The 18,634-nt window shown below is 64.9% G+C and carries 20 protein-coding genes, 2 tRNA genes and 1 pseudogene; 17 read left to right on the top strand and 6 right to left on the bottom strand.

The features are described from left to right. Window position 1 precedes the first annotated feature (1 nt). Window positions 2–919, bottom strand: a complete 918-nt coding sequence (locus tag ILT42_RS09510) for a LysR family transcriptional regulator (RefSeq protein WP_204215328.1) — start codon at window positions 917–919, stop codon at window positions 2–4. 132 nt (window positions 920–1,051) lie between these two features. Here ILT42_RS09510 and ILT42_RS09505 point away from each other — a divergent pair, with 132 nt between their 5' ends. Together ILT42_RS09505 and ILT42_RS09500 are read left to right on the top strand one after the other, a co-directional pair. Next, the gene (locus ILT42_RS09505; protein WP_204215326.1) at window positions 1,052–1,780 is read left to right on the top strand and encodes an SDR family oxidoreductase; all 729 of its coding nucleotides are present in this window, start codon (window positions 1,052–1,054) and stop codon (window positions 1,778–1,780) included. Window positions 1,781–1,795: 15 nt separating this feature from the next. Further along, on the top strand, window positions 1,796–2,155 hold the full coding sequence (locus ILT42_RS09500) for an Atu4866 domain-containing protein (RefSeq protein ID WP_229428557.1): 360 nt from the start codon (window positions 1,796–1,798) through the stop codon (window positions 2,153–2,155). Window positions 2,156–2,186: 31 nt separating this feature from the next. On the opposite strand, the gene ILT42_RS09495 is transcribed toward ILT42_RS09500, so the two are convergent. Continuing rightward, window positions 2,187–2,780 (bottom strand): TetR/AcrR family transcriptional regulator, encoded by a 594-nt coding sequence (locus ILT42_RS09495; protein WP_204215323.1) that lies wholly within the window; start codon window positions 2,778–2,780, stop codon window positions 2,187–2,189. 70 nt (window positions 2,781–2,850) lie between these two features. On the opposite strand from ILT42_RS09495, the gene ILT42_RS09490 reads away from it, so the two are divergent. From ILT42_RS09490 to ILT42_RS22830, 4 genes and pseudogenes are all read left to right on the top strand, one after another. Continuing rightward, window positions 2,851–3,330 (top strand): cupin domain-containing protein, encoded by a 480-nt coding sequence (locus ILT42_RS09490; protein WP_204215321.1) that lies wholly within the window; start codon window positions 2,851–2,853, stop codon window positions 3,328–3,330. 123 nt (window positions 3,331–3,453) lie between these two features. Beyond that, the gene (locus ILT42_RS09485; protein WP_204215319.1) at window positions 3,454–3,783 is read left to right on the top strand and encodes an NIPSNAP family protein; all 330 of its coding nucleotides are present in this window, start codon (window positions 3,454–3,456) and stop codon (window positions 3,781–3,783) included. Then, a complete protein-coding gene (locus ILT42_RS09480; RefSeq protein WP_204215317.1) occupies window positions 3,780–4,133 on the top strand; it encodes an antibiotic biosynthesis monooxygenase family protein in 354 nt (117 codons plus the stop codon). Before ILT42_RS09485 ends, ILT42_RS09480 begins: the two co-directional genes overlap by 4 nt. Window positions 4,134–4,451: 318 nt before the next feature. Further along, window positions 4,452–4,586, top strand: a pseudogene (locus ILT42_RS22830) (amino acid ABC transporter substrate-binding protein); the annotation flags it as partial. A 56-nt stretch (window positions 4,587–4,642) separates the two neighbouring features. Here the strand turns inward: ILT42_RS22830 and ILT42_RS09475 are convergent. Both ILT42_RS09475 and ILT42_RS09470 read right to left on the bottom strand, forming a co-directional pair. Continuing rightward, a complete protein-coding gene (locus ILT42_RS09475; protein ID WP_204215315.1) occupies window positions 4,643–4,882 on the bottom strand; it encodes a hypothetical protein in 240 nt (79 codons plus the stop codon). Between the two features lie 109 nt (window positions 4,883–4,991). After that, window positions 4,992–5,408 carry a DUF983 domain-containing protein gene (locus tag ILT42_RS09470; RefSeq protein ID WP_204215781.1) on the bottom strand — a complete coding sequence of 139 codons (417 nt, stop codon included), beginning with the start codon at window positions 5,406–5,408 and terminating at the stop codon, window positions 4,992–4,994. Window positions 5,409–5,606: 198 nt separating this feature from the next. Here ILT42_RS09470 and ILT42_RS09465 point away from each other — a divergent pair, with 198 nt between their 5' ends. Then, complete coding sequence (locus ILT42_RS09465) at window positions 5,607–6,980, top strand: aminotransferase-like domain-containing protein (protein ID WP_204215313.1); 1,374 nt, start codon at window positions 5,607–5,609, stop codon at window positions 6,978–6,980. Window positions 6,981–7,498: 518 nt separating this feature from the next. Here ILT42_RS09465 and ILT42_RS09460 read toward each other — a convergent pair. Then, a tRNA-Asn gene (locus tag ILT42_RS09460) sits at window positions 7,499–7,573 on the bottom strand. Window positions 7,574–7,777: 204 nt separating this feature from the next. Here ILT42_RS09460 and ILT42_RS09455 point away from each other — a divergent pair. From ILT42_RS09455 to ILT42_RS09430, 6 genes are all read left to right on the top strand, one after another. Continuing rightward, window positions 7,778–7,851: transfer RNA gene (locus tag ILT42_RS09455), tRNA-Cys, on the top strand. Between the two features lie 23 nt (window positions 7,852–7,874). Next, window positions 7,875–8,537, top strand: coding sequence for a protein-L-isoaspartate O-methyltransferase family protein (locus ILT42_RS09450; protein WP_204215312.1), 663 nt, complete (start codon window positions 7,875–7,877; stop codon window positions 8,535–8,537). Window positions 8,538–8,774: 237 nt separating this feature from the next. Beyond that, entirely contained in the window at window positions 8,775–10,139 is a 1,365-nt protein-coding gene (locus tag ILT42_RS09445) for a TolC family outer membrane protein (RefSeq protein WP_204215310.1), read from the top strand. Between the two features lie 153 nt (window positions 10,140–10,292). After that, window positions 10,293–10,805, top strand: coding sequence for a DUF2497 domain-containing protein (locus ILT42_RS09440; RefSeq protein ID WP_324617726.1), 513 nt, complete (start codon window positions 10,293–10,295; stop codon window positions 10,803–10,805). A 131-nt stretch (window positions 10,806–10,936) separates the two neighbouring features. Continuing rightward, window positions 10,937–13,645, top strand: a complete 2,709-nt coding sequence (locus ILT42_RS09435; RefSeq protein WP_204215306.1) for a valine--tRNA ligase — start codon at window positions 10,937–10,939, stop codon at window positions 13,643–13,645. Between the two features lie 29 nt (window positions 13,646–13,674). Beyond that, window positions 13,675–14,856, top strand: a complete 1,182-nt coding sequence (locus ILT42_RS09430) for a hypothetical protein (RefSeq protein ID WP_204215304.1) — start codon at window positions 13,675–13,677, stop codon at window positions 14,854–14,856. Window positions 14,857–14,901: 45 nt separating this feature from the next. Here the strand turns inward: ILT42_RS09430 and ILT42_RS09425 are convergent, their stop codons facing one another. Further along, complete coding sequence (locus ILT42_RS09425) at window positions 14,902–16,245, bottom strand: Nramp family divalent metal transporter (protein ID WP_204215302.1); 1,344 nt, start codon at window positions 16,243–16,245, stop codon at window positions 14,902–14,904. A 238-nt stretch (window positions 16,246–16,483) separates the two neighbouring features. On the opposite strand from ILT42_RS09425, the gene ILT42_RS09420 reads away from it, so the two are divergent. The 4 genes from ILT42_RS09420 (at window position 16,484) to ILT42_RS09405 (ending at window position 18,503) form a co-directional block, all read left to right on the top strand. After that, window positions 16,484–16,921: a DUF1489 family protein gene (locus tag ILT42_RS09420; RefSeq protein WP_204215300.1), complete on the top strand. Its 438-nt coding sequence runs from the start codon at window positions 16,484–16,486 to the stop codon at window positions 16,919–16,921. Further along, a complete protein-coding gene (locus tag ILT42_RS09415) occupies window positions 16,921–17,190 on the top strand; it encodes a hypothetical protein (protein ID WP_204215298.1) in 270 nt (89 codons plus the stop codon). The genes ILT42_RS09420 and ILT42_RS09415 overlap by 1 nt, the downstream gene beginning before the upstream one ends. Before the next feature lie 80 nt (window positions 17,191–17,270). Further along, window positions 17,271–17,627: a hypothetical protein gene (locus ILT42_RS09410; RefSeq protein ID WP_204215296.1), complete on the top strand. Its 357-nt coding sequence runs from the start codon at window positions 17,271–17,273 to the stop codon at window positions 17,625–17,627. A 168-nt stretch (window positions 17,628–17,795) separates the two neighbouring features. Continuing rightward, the gene (locus ILT42_RS09405; protein ID WP_204215294.1) at window positions 17,796–18,503 is read left to right on the top strand and encodes a glutathione S-transferase N-terminal domain-containing protein; all 708 of its coding nucleotides are present in this window, start codon (window positions 17,796–17,798) and stop codon (window positions 18,501–18,503) included. Window positions 18,504–18,634: the final 131 nt, after the last annotated feature.

Below are 18,634 nucleotides of genomic sequence, written 5' to 3'. Positions count from 1 at the left end.
GTCAGGATCGTACGGCGGGCGGGTCCCGCCGTCGGTTCCGACGCAGATGATCGATGAGGACGCGCAGTTTCGGCGGCACGTTCCTGCGGCTCGGGTAGTAGAGATAGAAGCCCGGAAACGGCGGGCAGAAGTCCTGAAGCAGCGGGATCAGCTCGCCCCGCGCGAGATAGGGCCTGAAGGTCTCCTCCATGCCGAAGGTCAGGCCCGCGCCCGCGCAGGCGAGCCTGATCATCACTCGCATGTCGTTGGTGTTCACTCGAGCGTTCACGGCCACGTCGAAGTCGCGTCCGTCCTCGCCGAACTCCCACCGATACGGCGCTACCCGCGGACTGGGGCGCCAGCCGATGCATTGGTGCTCCGAGAGCTCCCTCGGGTGCTCGGGCCTGCCGTGCCGCGCCAGGTAGGCCGGGGATCCCACGACGAGCTGACGCTGTTCGTCCGACACGGGAACGGCGACCATGTCCTGCTCGATCACCTCGCCGAGGCGCACGCCGGCATCGAACCCCTCGGCGACGATGTCGAACTCCTCGTCGCTGACGGTGATGTCGAGGCGGATCTCCTGATAGGCGGCCAGAAAGCCCGCCAGCAGGGAGCCGCTTAGGAACCGTTCCGCGATAGATGAGACCGTGATGCGCAGCGTTCCCCTCGGCCGGTCGCGGGTTTCGCCCACGGCCTCCACCGCGGCGCCCAAATCGTCCAGGGCGGGGCGTACCGCCTGGTAGAGCCGATCCCCGGCTTCGGTCAGGTGAACGCTTCGGGTGGTCCGCTGGAGAAGCGCGACGCCCATCCGCTCCTCCAAGCGCCGGATCGACTGGCTGACGGCGGACCGCGTCACGCCAAGCCGCTCGCTGGCCGCCCGGAAGCTGCCTGCGTCCGCGACGGTGACGAAAACCGTGATGCCTGCCAAATCGAGGTTCATTGGTGACAAATACTGAACGCATCATTCGTGATTGGCAACTCGAACGAGCAAGCAAGGTCGATTACCTCTCGAAGGGAAGGAGGGGCCCGGCATTCGATGAGCCCGGTCCCCGGAGCATAAGAGGAGAACCAGATGGCCGAGAGCAAGATTGTCGTGATCACGGGCGCATCCAGCGGAATCGGTGAGGCCGTGGCCCTGGAATTGTCGAAGGCCGGGCATACGATCGTGGTCGGGGCGCGCAGAACCGAACGCCTGCAAGACCTCGTCAGCCGCATCGAGGCGTCCGGTGGCGTGGCACGCGCCCACCCGCTCGATGTCACGTCCCGAGGCGACCTCGTCAGGGTCGTCAACGCGACGCTGGACGAGTTCGGCCGCATCGACGTCATGGTCAACAACGCCGGCGTGATGCCGCTGTCCCCTCTCAAAGCGTTGAAGGTCGACGAGTGGGACCAGATGATCGACGTCAACATCAAGGGCGTTCTGAACGGCATCGCCGCCGTATTGCCCGCCATGGAGGCCAGAGGTTCCGGGCACATCGTCAACGTGGCGTCCATTGGTGCCCATCGGGTCTCGCCCACGGCGGCCGTCTACTGCGCGACCAAATACGCGGTCTGGGCGATCTCCGACGGCCTGCGCCAGGAGACCGACAGGTTGCGGGTCACCGTCATCTCGCCCGGCGTCGTCACGAGCGAGCTCGCCGAAACGATCTCCGACGAGACGGCCCGCGAGGCCATGCGGGACTTCCGAAAGAACGCGATCGATCCCGCCGCCATCGGACGCGCGATCCGGTATGCGATCGAGCAGCCGCCGGAGGTGGATGTGAGCGAGATCGTCGTCCGCCCGGTCGCAAGCCCGCACTGACACGGAAGCCATCCGATGCCGAAATCCATCGTTCCTCTCGCTTTCGTCGCCGCGATAGCCATTGCGCCATGGGCGCACGGACAAGCGACGAACCCGTCTCAACCGCAAACTCAGGACACGACGATGACAGGCCATCCTTATCTCGGCATGTGGGTCACGAAGGACGGCCACATCCGCCAGGAGCTTCTCCCGAACGGCCGCTACGACGAGGCCCGAGGGAACCGCAGGAGCGCCTATCAGGGGCGCTACGAGGTGCGCGGCACCAAGATCGACTACTGGGACGACACCGGCTTCACCGCCGATGGCGAGTTCATCGACGATGTGCTGCATCACGGCGGAATGCTGTTCTACCGCGAGACCGACGGACGTCCGTGAAACCCCCGGGCTCCCTCTCCGGTTCGGCCGCCTATCCGGCCTCCAAGGCCTGCGCCACGAGCGCGCGGGTCATCCATCGGACGGTGTTCTCCATAGCGTCCGGATCGAGGCCGCACACATCCTTGAGAACGACGACAGTCTCGATTCCGGCCAGGAGAGACAGGGCATTCACGAGGCGATCGAAGTCTCCAGGCAGCAGCCTGCTCGCCAGAGGCTCCAAAGCGGCTCCGATCCATCGGACCCTTCGGCCGCCACGGGTGGGTCGACCATCGCCTGCGCTGGCCAGGGTCAGGAACGTTCGAAACAGCGCCTCGTTCGCCAGAACCATGCGAAGCACGGCCGCGACGAGGTCTTCGGCGTTCCTCGCCGGGTCGTCGCCCCGCGTCATTCCGGCGGCTAGGCCCTCGAACTGCGCCGCAACCGCATCGAGGATCGCCTCCTGAGCCAACACCTCGGGCGCCGAATAATAGCGGTAGGCGGTCGCCCGCGAGATGCCCGCATGGTCGGCCACCTCCGACACCGTCGGTTGCCTCCCGGACGTCAGCAGTTCCCGCGCCGCCGCCAGCAGCGCGTTGCGGGTGCGCTGCTTCTGCCGAACGCGCTCTTTGGAATCTTGACTGCTCACATCAATCCTCTTATGAGACGACAATCTCATTAAGAGATAATCGTATCATTTTGCGGATCAGGAGACAATCATGGCATCCCTCACGGCTCATTCACATCCCCGGGCAGGCGACACCGTTCATCTGCTGGGAACCCTCATCACGTTCAAGGCTACGGCGGCCGAGACCGAGGGGCTCTTCTCCCTGGTGGAGACCAGCACCGCGCCGGGCCAGGGCACGCCCCCCCATCTCCAGCGTGACGACGCCGAGGCGTTCTATGTGCTGGAGGGCGAGTACGAGTTCATTCTCGGCGAGCAAAAGTCGCTGCGTGGGCCGGGGTCGTTCGTTTTCGTGCCCCGTGGAACGCCGCATGGATTCCGCAATGGCGGCGAGGCCCCGGCCCGGATGCTGATCATCAACCTGCCGGGCGGCCTGCACGAGAATTTCTTTGCGGAGGCCGGGGAGCCGGTGGCCGATGCATCGGTTTTCCCGCCGATGACGCCGCCCGACATTCCACGGATCGTCTCAGCGGGTGCCCGCTACGGCATTGAGATGCTGCCGCCTCGATCCTGATCCCTCTGGCCGGCGTCCGGCGGCGGGCGCCTTGGGGCTCCCGTCGCTTCGGTCACGGCCGAAGCGATCCCGTCCATCGCTGGCGGAGCATGGGCTACAACGGGCTCGGGAGGATAACCGAGCATGATCACTTGCTTCATCCGCTACGAAATCGACCCATGCGCGGTCGATGCCTTCGAAGCCTATGTGCGCAACTGGGGTCAGATCATTCCCCGTTGCGGTGCCGGCCTCATCGGGTACTTCGCACCGCACGAAGGCTCCAGCACGCTTGCCTACGGGGTGTACACCGTCGGAAGCCTCGCCGAATACGAGGCCTACCGCGAGCGCCTTCGCCAGGATCGCCTCGGCAGGGAGAACTTCGAATTCGCCAAGCGAGAACGCTTCATCCGCCGGGAGGACCGCACGTTTCTGCGCCTGGTCTCCGCTCCTCACGCGCAGACGGTCGGGTCATGATCGCCGTAATCTTCGAGGTGGGGCCCGCCCAGGGCCAGAGGCAAGCTTATCTCGACCTCGCATCCGCCCTCCGCGACGATCTCTGGCAGATCGAAGGGTTCATCTCGGTCGAACGTTTCCAAAGCCTGACCGATCCCAGCCGAATCCTGTCGCTGTCCTTCTGGCGTGACGAGGACGCGGTGCGGCGCTGGCGCAACCGTCCGGGCCACCGGGCCACGCAGCGGGAGGGCCGCCAGGGGGTCTTCGCGGATTACCGACTTCGGGTTGCGACGGTCATCCGCGATTATGGATTGCACGACCGCGCCGAGGCGCCGGACGACAGCCGCCGGGTTCACGACCCGAGCCTATAACACGGGATATTCCAGCGCCATGCGGCCGGGCGCCAAAATGAAAGGCCCCGTGCCGTGGGGAGCACGAGGCCTTTGACGGATGGGAGGGCCTCCAGGCCCGGTCGAGGGTGATCAGTCCTGCCGTCGCCCATCCACTTGTTCCTACAATCGCCCGACCCGGACGGAGGTTCCATCGATCCCGCCGCGTGCGGATCGCCCGCGAGGCCTCGTGCACCCGCATGTAACGCCCCTCACAGATGAGACTTCGCGACGGATGTTACGGTCTAGCCTCGAGCACCGAAGGAAAGACCGCGCCACCGCCCTGAGGCTTTCTTCATAGTCGTGCGCGCAGTCGGCAACTACGGCGAGGGCTTCGACCGCAATCTCGGACCGGGGACGAAACTCGCACTGGACCGGGGACTCAATCGCCTGTGGTCCAAAGGGGGCATCGTGTACGCGCCGCCGGTGCGGTAGCGGTTCGGCTTGAACGGGGAGGGCGGGCATGCGGCATGCCCGCTGCATCCGCCGGGCTAGAGGTTGAGAACGGGCAGGACCTTTGCGCTGCCATGCGCGGTGAGGTCGAGCTCATGGGCCAGAACCTCCGCCTCCGTCAATTCGCGCAGGGTCTCGGCATGGGCATCCGGCCCGGCAGCCTGCGCCGCCACGAGCTCGGCATCCGTCTCGTCTCGGGCCACAACCACCAGCGGAGCCGTTTTCGGTTCGCCTCCGGGCTGCGGAACCGTGACCGTGACGCCAAAACCCCTGTACATCTGAAGCCTCCCGGGTGTGTCCGTCGCAGGAGTGCTGGCTTGCGACAGGTTCGGATAGACGGCGAAGCACGGGGGTAAGTTCCGGCGCGGTGGCCGCCCCGAGCTGCCTTCAGCTCCCGAAAGCGCGGTCCGGCCCGCGTGCGGACGGATCGCGGGGTGGCTTCGCCTTTTCGAAGCGTCCTTCCTCGGCCTTGTAGAAGTACTGGCTCGCCACCAGCATCCCTTTGAAGGGCCTGATGGTCGGGATGCAGCACAGCAACAGGAAGGGCAGGGTCGTGAGCAGGTGGACCCAAAGGTGCGGCTCGTAGGCCAGCTCAATCCAGACCCCCAGGGCGGTGGCCGGAATGGCCATGGTCATCATGACGAAGAACGCGGGACCGTCCGCCGGATCGGCGAACGAATAGTCAAGCCCGCAGGATCCGCAACGCGGAGCCAAGGTCAGGAAGCCGTCGAACAGTTGCCCCTGCCCGCACCGGGGACAGCGGCATCTGAGGCCGTACTTGAGAACGGTATCCCGGGCGGACATGGGCTTGGTCACGGTCATTCCTGCGGTTCTGCGTCGGATCTCGCAGCATGTATGGATTGTAAAACCATACAATGCGTGATATGAATTGCGGCATTAGGCTGCTCGGCAACGAGCAAGGTCGGTTAGATGTATGCTTCTCAGTTCGGGACTATGCATACAATTCTGAAATGTCGGGGTCAAGAACGCATGGTGTCCTGGATGCCGCAGATCGCGGAAAGCACCGGTCCCAAATATCTCGCCATCGCGGGAGCTTTGGCCGTCGACATCGAATCCGGGCGCTTGAAGGTGGGAGACCGCCTGCCGCCACAGCGCCAGCTTGCGAGGGAGCTCGGCGTCGACCTCACCACGATCACGCGAGCCTTCAACGAGGCGCATCGACTGGGTCTGATCGAGGCGAGCGCCGGGCGGGGAAGCTTCGTGCGCGGGAGGCCGACTTTCGCCCGCGGCAACACGCCCGCAGCACCGCCCATGATCGACCTGAGCATGAACATGCCGCCGCAACCGGCCGGCGCGAAGTTGCGCGAGCGCATCAGGGATGGCGTCGCGGAGGTGCTCTCGGGGCCGCATGGGCTCATGCATCTGAACTACCAGGAGAGCGCCGGGGCCCGGCCGGACCGCTTGGCCGCTTCCCGCTGGCTCGCGGCGCGTCTCGGCCCTGTTTCCATCGATCGGCTCGTCGTGGCGGGGGGAGCGCAGACGGCCCTTCATGCGGTCGTCCAGATTCTCGTGCGGCCTGGTCAGACCTTATGCGTGCCGGATGTCACCTATCCGGGCCTGAAGGCCATCGCGGAGCAGCTCCACGTGCGGCTCGCACCCGTGGCCATGGACGGGGAGGGGATGCTGGCCGACGCCCTCGCGGTGACTTGCGAGCGGGAGAGTCCGCGCGGAATCTACTGCGTCCCGACCATCCACAATCCGACGACGGCCACGATGACCGAGTCGCGGCGCGAGGCGATCATCCGAGTCGCCCGCCGTCACGGCATCGCGATCATCGAGGATGACGCCTACGGGGCTCTGCCCCGGCATGCGCCGGCGCCGATCGCCGCTCTGGCGCCCGATCTCACCTGGCACATCGCGACCCTGTCGAAATGCGCCACACCCGCCCTGAGAACGGCCTTCGTTGCGACCCCCGCGCTTGCCGACGCGCTGAATCTCGCGGCGCGGATCCGGGCCGCATCCCTGATGGCGCCGCCGCTCATGACAGCCCTGGCCACCCGATGGATCGAAGACGGTACGCTCGATGCGATCACGGCCGCCATTCGCGAGGAGAGTGCGGCCCGACAGGCGATTGCGCGCCGAATCCTGCGCGGGATGGACCTCCAGGCGCATCCGGAGGGACACCACCTCTGGCTGACCCTGCCGGATCGTTGGCGGCAGGGGGACCTCAACCGGCAAGCGCGGCAGTCGGGCTTGGCGCTGGTCCCGAGCGAGGCGTTCGCCGTAGGGGCAGCGCCGGACGCCATCCGGGTCTCGCTCGGCGCGGCCGAGAACCGGGTCGAACTGGAGCGCGGTCTCGGGCTTCTCGCGGCGGTCTTGTCCCAGGGGGCCGGGACCGTGTCTTCCGTCGTCTGATCCCTATGCGATCCTCCGCGATGGACCTACGGCAAGCCCTTGCGGATTGCGTAACAACCCCCATATCAGGTTGACCCCAGCGGACATGACAGGGACTTCGACGGCGGCGGGCGTCACCGCAGCCGCGATGAGGCCGTGCCAGGACGGATGTACTCCGGCCCGGTCCTTTCCCGCGCTCGCCTGACGATGCGAGCGCCCGTCTGGTAACCGTTCAGCCCAGGCCCGTAGCAGGCGCGGCAGGAGGTGCGAAGGCACCCCGCCCGTTCGCCCCGGAGCCTGGGCTTTTCCTTGTCCGCTTGTGCCAGGAGATTCGTCCGCGCTGGAGCGGGACGGGCAAGGCCAAGCTTCCGGTGCCCGTGGGCAGCCTGGCGTCTGAAGCGCTCGCATCCTGGGATTTCCGATATGACGTTCGGCTACGGAAGCGCTGGGCAGCGAGGTGTATGGAAGGAGATGCGCACCCCCGAGGGGAGGGCCCAACCGTCTTCGAGGCTATGAGAAAAAAAGGGGGAGGAGGGTGATGGCTCCGGCGGTAGGATTCGAACCTACGACCAACGGATTAACAGTCCGCTGCGCTACCGCTGCGCCACGCCGGAATATCACCACACCAGTGCCGGAACCGATCGTCCGGCAGGGCCGACGGAAAGGCGAGCGCCCTGTCAGCCGGTGTGGTCGAGGGCATATATCAGGGTTCGGGCCGTTGCAACCCCCATCTTGTCTGTCCACAATCACTTTGGGAGGTTGCTCTTTGGTGCGACGCTCTGCTATGGAGCACCAGCCGCGTCGGCGGCTCTACGGAAGGCCTCGTGGCGGAGTGGTTACGCAGAGGACTGCAAATCCTTGCACCCCGGTTCGATTCCGGGCGAGGCCTCCAAAAATTTCCTGATGGGGCATTTGATGGTCGATTTCGCGTATGCGCGCCGCACGATGGTTGACAGCCAGCTGCGCACCTTCGACGTGAACGACATCGCCCTGCTCGACGCCATGGGCACGATTCAGCGCGAGCGCTTCGTGCTGCCGGGCCGCGAGCAGCTCGCTTATATCGACCAGAACATCGCCGTGAGCGAGGGGGCGCAGCCCCGGTTCATGCTCGCCCCCGCCGTTCAGGCCCGCATGATCCAGGCGCTCGAGATCGAGCCCGGCATGGCGGTTCTCGACGTGGCCTGCGGGCGCGGCTACTCCTCCGCCGTGCTGGCGGAGGTCGGCGCCAACGTGACGGCCCTCGAGGCCGACGAGGCCCTGGCCGAGGCCGCCAAGCATGCATTGGCGGCCCAGGGTGTGGCGGGCGTCACCGTGAAGGCCGGCCCCCTCGACAAGGGCTGGGCCGAAAACGCTCCCTATGCGGCCATACTCGTCAACGGATCCGTGAATCTCCGGCCTGACGCCCTCTTGAGCCAGCTGGCCGATGGCGGCCGTCTCGTTTGCATCGAAGGAGACGGACGCTCGGCACGAACCATGCTCCACGTCCGTACGGGCGATGCATTCGGGTCCCGACAACTCTTCGACGCCGCCGCCCCGGTGATTCCGGCCTTTCAGCCCAAGCCGGCCTTTGTCTTTTAAGTCTTTGTAAACACATCCGAACAGGTGTCGCTTTTTTGCGCCACCCGCACTTTTATTGAGCCCGATACCCAAGGGGCTAATTGCCGACTCGCCCCTAATGTTTATTGTCGCGCTTTGAGTGTTTTGGTGAATCAAACTTTTAAAAAATGGCTCAACTCCGGGCCAAAGCGTTCAGTTGATGGGCAGGTAGGCGTGAAAAACATTCGAATCCTCGATGGTCGGACTGCTCTTTTGGGCATGATGACTTCGGTATTTGCGATTGCGGGTCTTCAGGCTGCTTCCGCCGAGACGCTGGAGAGCGCCCTGTCCCGAGCCTATGTGAATAACCCGAGCCTCAATGCGACACGCGCGGAAGTGCGCTCGACGGACGAGAACGTGCCTCGGGCCAAGTCGGGCTACCGCCCCCGCGTGAACGCTACCGCCGATGCGGGCCTCTCCATCGTGGAAGGGGACATTCCCGCCTCCGCCCAGTCGAGCCACCAGGAGACGACCCGCAAGCTCCGTCCGCGGGGCTACGGCGTTCAGGTGGATCAGAACCTTTTCAACGGCTTTCGCACCGAAAACTCCGTCCGGCAGGCCGAGTCGGCCTCCCTCGGCGCTCGCGAAACCCTGAGGAACGACGAACAGAACACCCTATTCAACTCGGCCTCGTCCTACATGAACGTGCTGCGGGATACCGCGATCCTCGACCTGCAGCGTAACAACGTCGAGGTCATCGAGGAGCAGCTTCGCCAGACCCGCGACCGCTTCAACGTGGGCGAAGTCACCCGCACGGACGTGGCCCAGGCCGAATCCCGCCTCGCGGCCGCCCGCTCGCAGGCGAGCCTCGCCGAGGCCAATCTGCGCACCAGCATCGCGGTGTACCGCCAGACCATCGGTGTCGAGCCCCGCCAATTGGCGCCGGGCCGACCGCTCGATCGGCTTCTGCCCCGGAACGTGGACGCGGCCCTGAAGGTCGCCTTCAGCGAGCATCCGGCCATCAAGGCCTCGCTCCATGGGGTCGACGCCGCCGAACTTCAGATCAAGATCGAGGAAGGCGCCCTCGCGCCGACCGTGGGCCTGAGCGGTTCCGTCGCCAACCGGTTCGACAATACCAGCTTCGGCGACCGCGCCATCTCGGCCTCCGCCACGATCCAGCTGTCGGTGCCGCTCTACGATGGCGGCGTCGCCTCCGCCAGCACCCGCCAGGCCAAGGAAACGGCGGGGCAGCGCCGGCTCGAATCCGACTCGATCCGCGATCAGGTGCGCGCCGCCGTCATCTCGTCCTGGGGCCAGCTCGAGGCCGCCAGGGCCCAGATCCTCGCCGCGCAGGCGCAGGTGGAGGCCTCTGAGACCGCGCTGAACGGCGTCCGCGAAGAGGCTCGGGTCGGCCAGCGGACCACTCTGGACGTCCTGAACGCCCAGCAGGAACTGCTGAACGCGCGCGTCAATCTCATCACGGCCCAGCGCGACCGCGTCGTGGCCTCCTACGCCGTGGTGCAAGCCTCCGGTCGCCTGAATTCCCGCGCTCTCGGGCTTAATGTCGCACATTACAGCGCCAAGGAGCATTTCGATCAGGTCAAGGACCTGTGGCACGGCCTGACGACGCCTGACGGCCGCTGAACATTCCATAAGCCGCTGAGGCCGCCGGAGAGTCCAGGCCGCGCCCGAGCGACATTCCTCCCGTGAGCTTGCCGGATGGGAGGTGGCTGAACTAATTTAACGTTTGACGGGCTAAGGTCGCCCGTCTCGCCATTTTTGATCCGGATGCGGCGCATGAGTTCAGCAAACCCGAAGGTGTCCGAACCTTCGATGGAAGAAATCCTCGCCTCCATCCGCCGGATCATCTCCGACGAAGGAGATATGATCGCGAGTTCGCGCCCCCACCCGGGCCTCTATGCCGTTCCGCATCAGGACGAGCCCGACTCACAAGACACGCCGGAGTCCGAGGCGCTCCGTCCGCTCGTGGAGGCAGCCCCACCCGCGAGCGAGAACGATGAGCCCGTTTCGCCCGCCGTGGACGAGCCTGCCACCGCCATTTCCGTATCAGCCGCCGCGCCGGATGACGGCGCTCCGGCGAGCCCGCTCCTGTCCAACACGGTCAGCGCCTCGGTGGCGAACGCCTTCGGCCGTCTTGAGCCGCGCCCCCAGGCAGCCGCCGCGTCCACCCTAGAGGACACCGTCAAGGAGATGCTGCGCCCGATGCTGAAGGCATGGCTCGACCAGAACCTTCCCGGCATCGTCGAGCGCTTGGTACAGGCCGAAATCGAGCGGGTCACCCGCGCCTGAGCGCAGGCCGCGCGCCCTTGCGCCCAAGGCCTATGAGCCTGGAGCCGCTCCCTCTTCTGTTGACTTCCCCGGTCGGGTTCGGTTTGTAACCCCATCGATGCGCATTTGCGCCCAATTGCTGGTTTTTCGCCATGATGGACAAGACGTTTGACCCCGCGACCGTTGAGGCGCGCATTGCCGATCGCTGGGAGGCCGAGGAGGCCTTCAAGGCCGGCCGGCCGGAACGGCTGGGCGCCGAACCCTACACCATCGTAATTCCGCCGCCGAACGTGACCGGCTCCCTCCACATGGGCCACGCCCTCAACAACACCCTGCAGGACATCCTCTGCCGGTTCGAGCGCATGCGCGGGCGCGACGTCCTCTGGCAGCCCGGCATGGACCATGCGGGCATCGCCACGCAGATGGTGGTCGAGCGCCAGCTCATGGAGCAGCAGATTCACAGGCGCCAGCTCGGCCGTGAGGAGTTCGTGGCCAAGGTCTGGGAATGGAAGGAAGTGTCGGGCGGGCGCATCCAGAGCCAGCTCAGGCGTCTCGGCGCGTCCTGCGATTGGTCGCGGGAGCGCTTCACCATGGACGAGGGCCTGTCCCGGGCCGTGCTGAAAGTCTTCGTCGACTTGTACAAGCAGGGCTTGATGTACAAGGACAAGCGCCTCGTGAACTGGGACCCCAAGTTCCAGACGGCGATCTCGGATCTCGAGGTCGAGCAGGTCGAGGTCAAGGGCCATCTCTGGCACATCCGCTACGCCATCGAGGGCGAGCCTGAGCGTTTCATCACGGTCGCCACCACCCGGCCCGAAACCATGCTGGGCGATGTGGCCGTTGCAGTCCATCCGGATGACGAACGCTACAAGGACCTGATTGGCAAGTTCGCCCTCGTGCCGCTGATCGGTCGCCGGATTCCCATCGTGGCGGACGAGTACTCCGATCCCGAGAAGGGCACGGGCGCGGTCAAGATCACGCCGGCTCACGACTTCAACGATTTCGAGGTCGGCCGCCGCCACAAGCTGCCCCTGATCAACATCCTGAACGTCGAAGCCGGGATGCTTCTGAAAGGCAACGACGATTTCCTGGTGGGATTGCCCGCGTCGGATGACCTGAGCGCCGTCATGGAGCTCGACGGTCTCGATCGCGCGATCGCCCGCAAGCGCGTCGTCGACCTGCTCGAAGAGCGCGGCGACCTCGTGCAGGTCGAGGCGCATACGCATGTGGTCCCGCATGGCGACCGGTCCAACGTGGTCATCGAGCCTTATCTGACCGATCAGTGGTACCTGAACGTGAAGCCCCTGGCCGAACGGGCGCTCGGTGCCGTGAAGGACGGGCGCACCACGTTCGTGCCGGAGAACTGGGAGAAGACCTACTTCCAATGGCTCGAGCATATCGAGCCCTGGTGCGTGTCGCGCCAGCTCTGGTGGGGTCACCAGATCCCGGCCTGGTACGATGCGGACGGCAACGTCTACGTGGCCCTGAGCGAGGAGGACGCCAAGGCAGAGGCCCGCGCCAAGCATGGACGGGACGTCGATCTGGTCCGTGACGAGGACGTGCTCGACACCTGGTTCTCGTCCGCCCTGTGGCCCTTCTCGACCCTCGGCTGGCCCGACGACGCGCCGGAGGTGAAGCGATACTACCCGACGAACGTGCTCGTCACCGGGTTCGACATCATCTTCTTCTGGGTCGCCCGGATGATGATGATGGGCCTTCACTTCATGGACGAAGTGCCGTTCGAGACGGTCTACATCCACGCCCTCGTTCGCGACGAGAAGGGCGCCAAGATGTCGAAGTCCAAGGGCAACGTCCTTGATCCCCTCGACATCATCGACCAGTTCGGCGCCGACGCCATGCGCATGACCCTGTCGGCCATGGCCGCGCAGGGACGCGACATCAAGCTCAGCACACAGCGGATCGAGGGCTATCGGAACTTCTCGACGAAGATCTGGAACGCCGCGCGCTTCGCCGAGATGAACGGCTGCGTGCGGGTCGAAGGTTTCGATCCCGCATCCGTGAAGGAAACCCTCAACCAATGGGCCCTGGGCGAATGCGCCAAGGCGCTCTCCGAGGTCACGGCGGGCATCGAGGCCTATCGGTTCAACGATGCGGCGAACGCGGCCTATCGCTTCGTCTGGAACGTGTTCTGCGACTGGATGCTGGAATTCGCCAAACCCGTTTTCCAGGGGCCTGACTCGCCCGCCAAGGACGAGACGCGCGCCACGATTGCCTTTATCATCGATGAAATCTGCAAGCTTCTCCATCCGTTCATGCCGTTCCTGACGGAAGAATTGTGGGAGATCAAAGGCCGGCAGGGCCCCGCCCGCGAACGGATCCTGGCCCTGTCGCCATGGTCGAACCTCTCGGGGCTTTCCAATGACGGCGCAGAAGCGGAAATCGGCTGGGTCGTCGACCTCGTGACGGAGATCCGTTCGGCACGGGCCGAGACCAACGTCCCGGCAGGAGCTCAGATCCCGCTCTCCCTCGTCTCGCCTTCCGCCGACGTGAAAGCACGGGCCGAGCGCTGGAACGATACCATCAAGCGCTTGGCTCGGGTGTCCGAGATCAGCGTCGTCGAGGCGGCTCCGAAGAGTTCGGTCCAACTCCTCGTGCGGGGCGAGGTCGCGGCACTTCCTCTCGAGGGCGTCGTCGATCTTTCGGCGGAGCGCGCGCGGCTCGAAAAGGAGATTCAGAAGATCGTCGCCGATGTGGGCAAGATCGACGCCAAGCTCGGGAACGCCGACTTCATCGCGCGTGCGCCGGAAGAAGTGGTAGACGAGCAGCGCGATCGCCGGGACGACGCTTTGTCACGCAAGGCTAAGATCGAAGAAGCTCTGAGCCGCCTGCAGGCGGCCTGAGCCTTGAGCCGCCGAAGCTGGAGAGCGGGGTGAGGGCGGAGAACCGGAACCGGGCCGAAACGGCCGCCCTGGCACGGGTCCCGTCTCAGGACCTCATGGTTGTCACGATCCTGGCGCTCGTCGTCAGGATCGTGTGGCACCTGTTCGTCCCTGTTCGCGACTGGCCCGATACCGCGGTCTACCAGGCGACCGGACACGCGCTGCTGTCCACGGGCGCGATGAGCTCCGGCAATTACATGCCGCTCTATCCGCTGGCGATCAGTGTGCTCGGACCGAACGGCATCCTCATCCTGCAAGGGGTCGTCTCCGCGCTTTCAGCCGCAGTGGTCCAACTGATTTCATTCGACCTCTTCCGGTCGCGGCTGGCGGCCTTCCTGGCCGGGCTGATGGCTGCGCTCTCCCCATCCTTGGTCTTCTACGCTCATATGCGGCTGACCGAGACGATCTATATCGCTTTGTTGCTCCTGGCCTTCCTGAGCTTCTACCGGGGACGCTTCGCCGTCGGGAGCGTGTGCGTGGTTCTGTCGATCCTGACCCGTCCCACGCTCGACCTCCTGGCGCCTCTCCTGATCGTCGCCTTCTGCATCGCACGAAGGGAAACGGGACTTCGCACGGTCGCCCTTCGCCTCGGGCTCTATGCGCTCGTGTATGGGGCGCTGATGGCCCCCTGGTGGTGGCATAACTGGAACCTCTACCACACCTTCGTGCGCCTCGATCTGGGCATGGGCAATTTGCTCGTGATCGAGAATTCCGCCTTGTTCGACCGTGTCGGCCTCGACTTCCAGGCGCTCGCTCCGGCCTGGGAGCGGTTCAACGGCATCGCCGATCCCATCGCCCGGGATCGGGCCATGGTCGATGCGGCCCTGCACTACATCACATCCGATCCGATCCATTGGCTCCAGCGTTGCATGGAGCGGTTTCTCCGGTTCTGGAATCCCATGCCGGGATCGGACTCGGCAGCCGTCAACGCCATTTCGTTCGTCACGGTCGTACCCGTCTATGGGCTTGCGGTCTTCGCGCTCCTGCGGCTCAGTTTTCAGCAATGGCTGCTGATCGTCCCGATCCTTCTCCTGGCAGCCTACCTGACGGCGATTCACACCGTGACCCACGGCATCCCGCGCTACCGCCTTCCCCTCGAACCCTTCCTCATCATCCTCGCAAGCTTCAGCCTCGCCGAAGGGTTGACTGCCATCGTGAGGCGGAGAGCCTAGTCCTCGTTCAATCGCCGAAGTCGGCTTTTGTCCGCTGACAGGCGGCTAGCCGAGCACGAAATCCACCAGCAGCTTGATGTTCAGGGCCACGATGATGGCGGCGATGATGCCCGCTACGACGGTCAGCCAGCGCGGCGCGACCATAACGCCCATCTTGGCCTTCGATGCCGTGAGCGTGACGAGCGGGATCACCGCGAAGGGCAACTGGAGGCTCAGGATGACCTGGCTGAAGATCAGCAGCTTCGCGGTGCCGCTTTCCCCGTAGGCGATGGTGACGGCCGCTGCCGGCACGATGGCGATGCCGCGTGTCACGAGGCGGCGCAGCCAGGGAGCGAGCCGGAAGTTGATGAAGCCTTCCATGACGATCTGACCCGCCATGGTGGCCGTGACGGTGGAGTTGAGACCGCAGCACAGGAGCGACAGGCCGAACAAAGTTGGCGCGATGGCGGAGCCGAGGAGGGGCTGGAGGAGCGTGTGGGCTTCGCCGAGCTCCGCGATCTCGGTCCGTCCGGTGTGGTGAAACGCCGCCGCCGCCAGGATGAGCAGGGACGCGTTGATGGTGAGCGCGAACATCAGCGCGAGAGTCGAGTCGAGTGTCGCGTAGCGCAGCGCTTCGCGCTTTTCCGGCAGCGTGTCGCCGTAGGCGCGGGTCTGGACGATGCCCGAGTGCAGGTAGAGGTTATGCGGCATCACTGTGGCGCCGAGGATGCCGAGAGCGAGATACAGCATGTCCGGGTTGGTGATGATCTCCGTGGTCGGCGCGAAGCCGCGGATGACGAGCCCCCATTGCGGATCGGCTAGGGCAATCTGAATGCCGAAGCAGACCGCAATGACGGCAAGCAGCGCGATGACGAAGGCCTCGACCCAGCGGAAGCCCAGGTTCTGCAGATAGAGAATCAGGAACACGTCGAGGGCGGTCACGAGGACGCCGATCTCGAGCGGGACCCCGAACAGCAGGTTGAGGCCGATCGCCGTGCCGATCACCTCCGCCAAGTCCGTGGCGCAGATGGCGAGTTCAGCGAGAGCCCACAGCACCCAGGCCACGGGCTTGGAATAGGCGTCCCGGCACGCTTGGGCGAGGTCCCGGCCCGTCGCGATCGCGAGCCGCGAACACAGCGCCTGGAGAATGATCGCCATGATGTTCGACACGAGCGCCACGGTGAGAAGCGCGTAGCCGTAGCGCGAACCGCCGGCGATGGAGGTCGCCCAATTGCCGGGATCCATGTAGCCGACGGCCACAAGGTATCCCGGTCCCATGAAGGCCAGTGCGCGCCGCCAGCGCGTACCGCCCCGAATCGGGATCGATCCGCTGACCTCCGGCATCGACGGCATGGAGCGCTCGCGCCGCCACGCGGCACGTTCGAGAAGAGAAATGGGGGAATTGTCCATGGCCGTTCTTGCAGTTGCAAATTATTTGCAACAAGAGTGGGTGAAACCCTGGAGGATTGCAAGAGGCAATCATCGCCGTGCCGTGCGAAACTCCGAGAAGCCTCCAAGATGGCTCCAAGAAACCTCGAACACGTAGGGATCCGAAGACGCGATGGATCCAGTGCAATCCTGCGCCCCATGCCGCTGCGGCGTGGCGACAGGTTTTCCTCGGGCCCGGAAATATGGTTGAAGAGAACCCATGGCTTTGCACCTCATCAAGCTCTGCGTCGGCTGCGATTCGATCGCCGATCTTCAGGAATGGATAGAGGAGAACCGCGCCCATCATCGACGCCTGGGCCGCGATTACGAGCAGACCCATACGACCCGCATGGTGCCGAAACGGGCGGGAGAGCTCCTCAAGGACGGGTCGCTGTACTGGGTCATCAAAGGGCAGGTGGCCTGTCGGCAGCCCCTGCTGGCCATTCGGCCCTTCACGGATTCCGACGGCATCGGTCGATGCCATCTCGTGCTGGAGCCGACGCTCACCCCTGTCGAATCGAGACCCTGCCGGGCGTTTCAGGGCTGGCGCTATCTGAAGGGCAAGGATGCGCCGCGTGACCTCGGGCAACATGGCGGCGACGTCATGACCATGCCGGAGGCAATGCGGCGAGAACTGGCCGATCTGGGATTGCTGTGATGAACAAGCGCGTCTTTTCGGCACTACCCTTCCTGATCGCGGTCGTGACGGCGGCCGCTCCCGCCCTGGCCAAAGATTGCCCGCCGCCGGAGCCTTCGTCCCGCTCCGCGCGCCCGCAAGGCCGCTGCGAGGTCGGCCGCCTGCCGTCGCGCCCCGAGAACCTGGATCAGCGCGCTCTCAAGGGTCGGGAAGGTTTCATCGACCTTGGAAACGGCACGAGCGTCCGGATGACCGGTCGCGTCCGGGGTGAGGTGGGATTTCGGCGTTAGCCTTTTGCCTCAGGTAGCGGCATGGAACCGCAAAGCTCCGATTCGCATTGGCTCAGCGGTATAGTTGAGTGGAGGTTGCGATGCTTCTGGTAGCGTCCGAGGGCCGGCACTGGCGTTATGAAGTCTGCGAGCATGTCGACGGGTATCTCGTCCAGATGCGCGATCTCGAGACGGGCGATCTCGACGAGGATTTCACCACCATCTTTCGAACCCTTCCCGTCGCGTTCGCCTATGCCGAGATGTCGGCCGCCTATGAGCGATACGCAGCCTCCGAGATGGAAATCGTCAAGGACGACCAGATCGAGATCGACGTCGAGGAAACGGAACGCCACTTCATCGACCTAAGCGACCGCCTTCACGACAATGGGATCAACGGCGTGGTCATCCAGACCTGGAACCGGGAGAGCCAGATCGGCGCCGCGCGGATGCTGCACTAGCACCAGGTCACGTCTCACGAAGGAATTCATGGCAAGGCGGCGCCCATTGGGGGCGCCGCCTTCGTCGTCTCTGCACGTCGAGGCCAACCCGCAGGGGGACTTGCCACAGGCGACGGACGGGAGGAGAAATTCACCCCATCCTGTCGAAGCCCTTAAATGAGACCTTTCATGGCCGATCTGTCCGCCTTCCCGATCACGACCCGTTGGCCCGCCCAGCACCCGGACCGTCTGCAACTCTACTCCCTGCCGACCCCCAACGGCGTGAAAGTCTCGATCATGCTGGAGGAGACGGGGCTGCCCTACGAGCCTCATCTCATCGATATCGGCAAGAACGAGACCTGGGGACCCGAATTCCTGTCGCTCAACCCCAACGGCAAGATCCCGGCCATCCTCGATCCCGACGGGCCGGACGGAAAACCCTTCGGGCTGTTCGAATCAGGCGCGATCCTGCTCTATCTCGCTGAGAAGACGGGCCAGTTGATGCCGTCCGACCCCGCCCGGCGCTACGAGACGATCCAGTGGGTCTTCTTCCAGATGGCGGCCGTTGGACCGATGTTCGGCCAAGTGGGCTACTTTCACAAGTTTGCCGGCCGCGAGATCGAGGACAAGCGGCCCCTGGAGCGCTACCGCGCCGAATCGAAGCGCCTGCTTGGGGTTCTCGAAACGAGACTGGACGGCCGTGAATGGCTCATGGGCGGCGATTACACCATCGCCGACATTTCCCTCTTAGGATGGGTTCGCAACCTCGTCGGCTTCTACGGGGCGGGTGAACTCGTCGAGTTCGATTCGCTCCGGAACGTTCCCGCCTGGCTGGAGCGAGGGCTGGCGCGTCCCGCCGTCCAGCGCGGGCTCTCGATCCCCAGCCGCGAGGCCTGACATAGCGCCCAGATTGCGGGCCTCGTCGGCCTTCAGGATGAACATGACCCATTTACAACAGGGTTAACGGCACTCACATGTCCCTCAGAGCGTCGGACTCGAAAGCCGGACGTGATTTCGAATCCGACGCC

It is taken from the genome of Microvirga pudoricolor (assembly GCF_016892705.1).
GTDB lineage: Bacteria > Pseudomonadota > Alphaproteobacteria > Rhizobiales > Beijerinckiaceae > Microvirga > Microvirga pudoricolor.
This window is presented reverse-complemented; position numbering and strand designations above follow the sequence as displayed.

Bases quoted from the DNA above. Each gene is read 5' to 3' on its own strand.
- ILT42_RS09465 (WP_204215313.1), top strand. From the start codon at position 5,607: ATGCCGCAGATCGCGGAAAGCACCGGTCCCAAATATCTCGCCATCGCG.
- ILT42_RS09490 (WP_204215321.1), top strand. From the start codon at position 2,851: ATGGCATCCCTCACGGCTCATTCACATCCCCGGGCAGGCGACACCGTT.
- ILT42_RS09415 (WP_204215298.1), top strand. From the start codon at position 16,921: ATGAACAAGCGCGTCTTTTCGGCACTACCCTTCCTGATCGCGGTCGTG.
- ILT42_RS09435 (WP_204215306.1), top strand. From the start codon at position 10,937: ATGATGGACAAGACGTTTGACCCCGCGACCGTTGAGGCGCGCATTGCC.
- ILT42_RS09505 (WP_204215326.1), top strand. From the start codon at position 1,052: ATGGCCGAGAGCAAGATTGTCGTGATCACGGGCGCATCCAGCGGAATC.
- ILT42_RS09475 (WP_204215315.1), bottom strand. From the start codon at position 4,882: ATGTACAGGGGTTTTGGCGTCACGGTCACGGTTCCGCAGCCCGGAGGC.
- ILT42_RS09485 (WP_204215319.1), top strand. From the start codon at position 3,454: ATGATCACTTGCTTCATCCGCTACGAAATCGACCCATGCGCGGTCGAT.
- ILT42_RS09470 (WP_204215781.1), bottom strand. From the start codon at position 5,408: ATGTCCGCCCGGGATACCGTTCTCAAGTACGGCCTCAGATGCCGCTGT.
- ILT42_RS09445 (WP_204215310.1), top strand. From the start codon at position 8,775: ATGATGACTTCGGTATTTGCGATTGCGGGTCTTCAGGCTGCTTCCGCC.
- ILT42_RS09510 (WP_204215328.1), bottom strand. From the start codon at position 919: ATGAACCTCGATTTGGCAGGCATCACGGTTTTCGTCACCGTCGCGGAC.
- ILT42_RS09500 (WP_229428557.1), top strand. From the start codon at position 1,796: ATGCCGAAATCCATCGTTCCTCTCGCTTTCGTCGCCGCGATAGCCATT.
- ILT42_RS09405 (WP_204215294.1), top strand. From the start codon at position 17,796: ATGGCCGATCTGTCCGCCTTCCCGATCACGACCCGTTGGCCCGCCCAG.
- ILT42_RS09420 (WP_204215300.1), top strand. From the start codon at position 16,484: ATGGCTTTGCACCTCATCAAGCTCTGCGTCGGCTGCGATTCGATCGCC.
- ILT42_RS09410 (WP_204215296.1), top strand. From the start codon at position 17,271: ATGCTTCTGGTAGCGTCCGAGGGCCGGCACTGGCGTTATGAAGTCTGC.
- ILT42_RS09480 (WP_204215317.1), top strand. From the start codon at position 3,780: ATGATCGCCGTAATCTTCGAGGTGGGGCCCGCCCAGGGCCAGAGGCAA.
- ILT42_RS09425 (WP_204215302.1), bottom strand. From the start codon at position 16,245: ATGGACAATTCCCCCATTTCTCTTCTCGAACGTGCCGCGTGGCGGCGC.
- ILT42_RS09450 (WP_204215312.1), top strand. From the start codon at position 7,875: ATGGTCGATTTCGCGTATGCGCGCCGCACGATGGTTGACAGCCAGCTG.
- ILT42_RS09440 (WP_324617726.1), top strand. From the start codon at position 10,293: ATGAGTTCAGCAAACCCGAAGGTGTCCGAACCTTCGATGGAAGAAATC.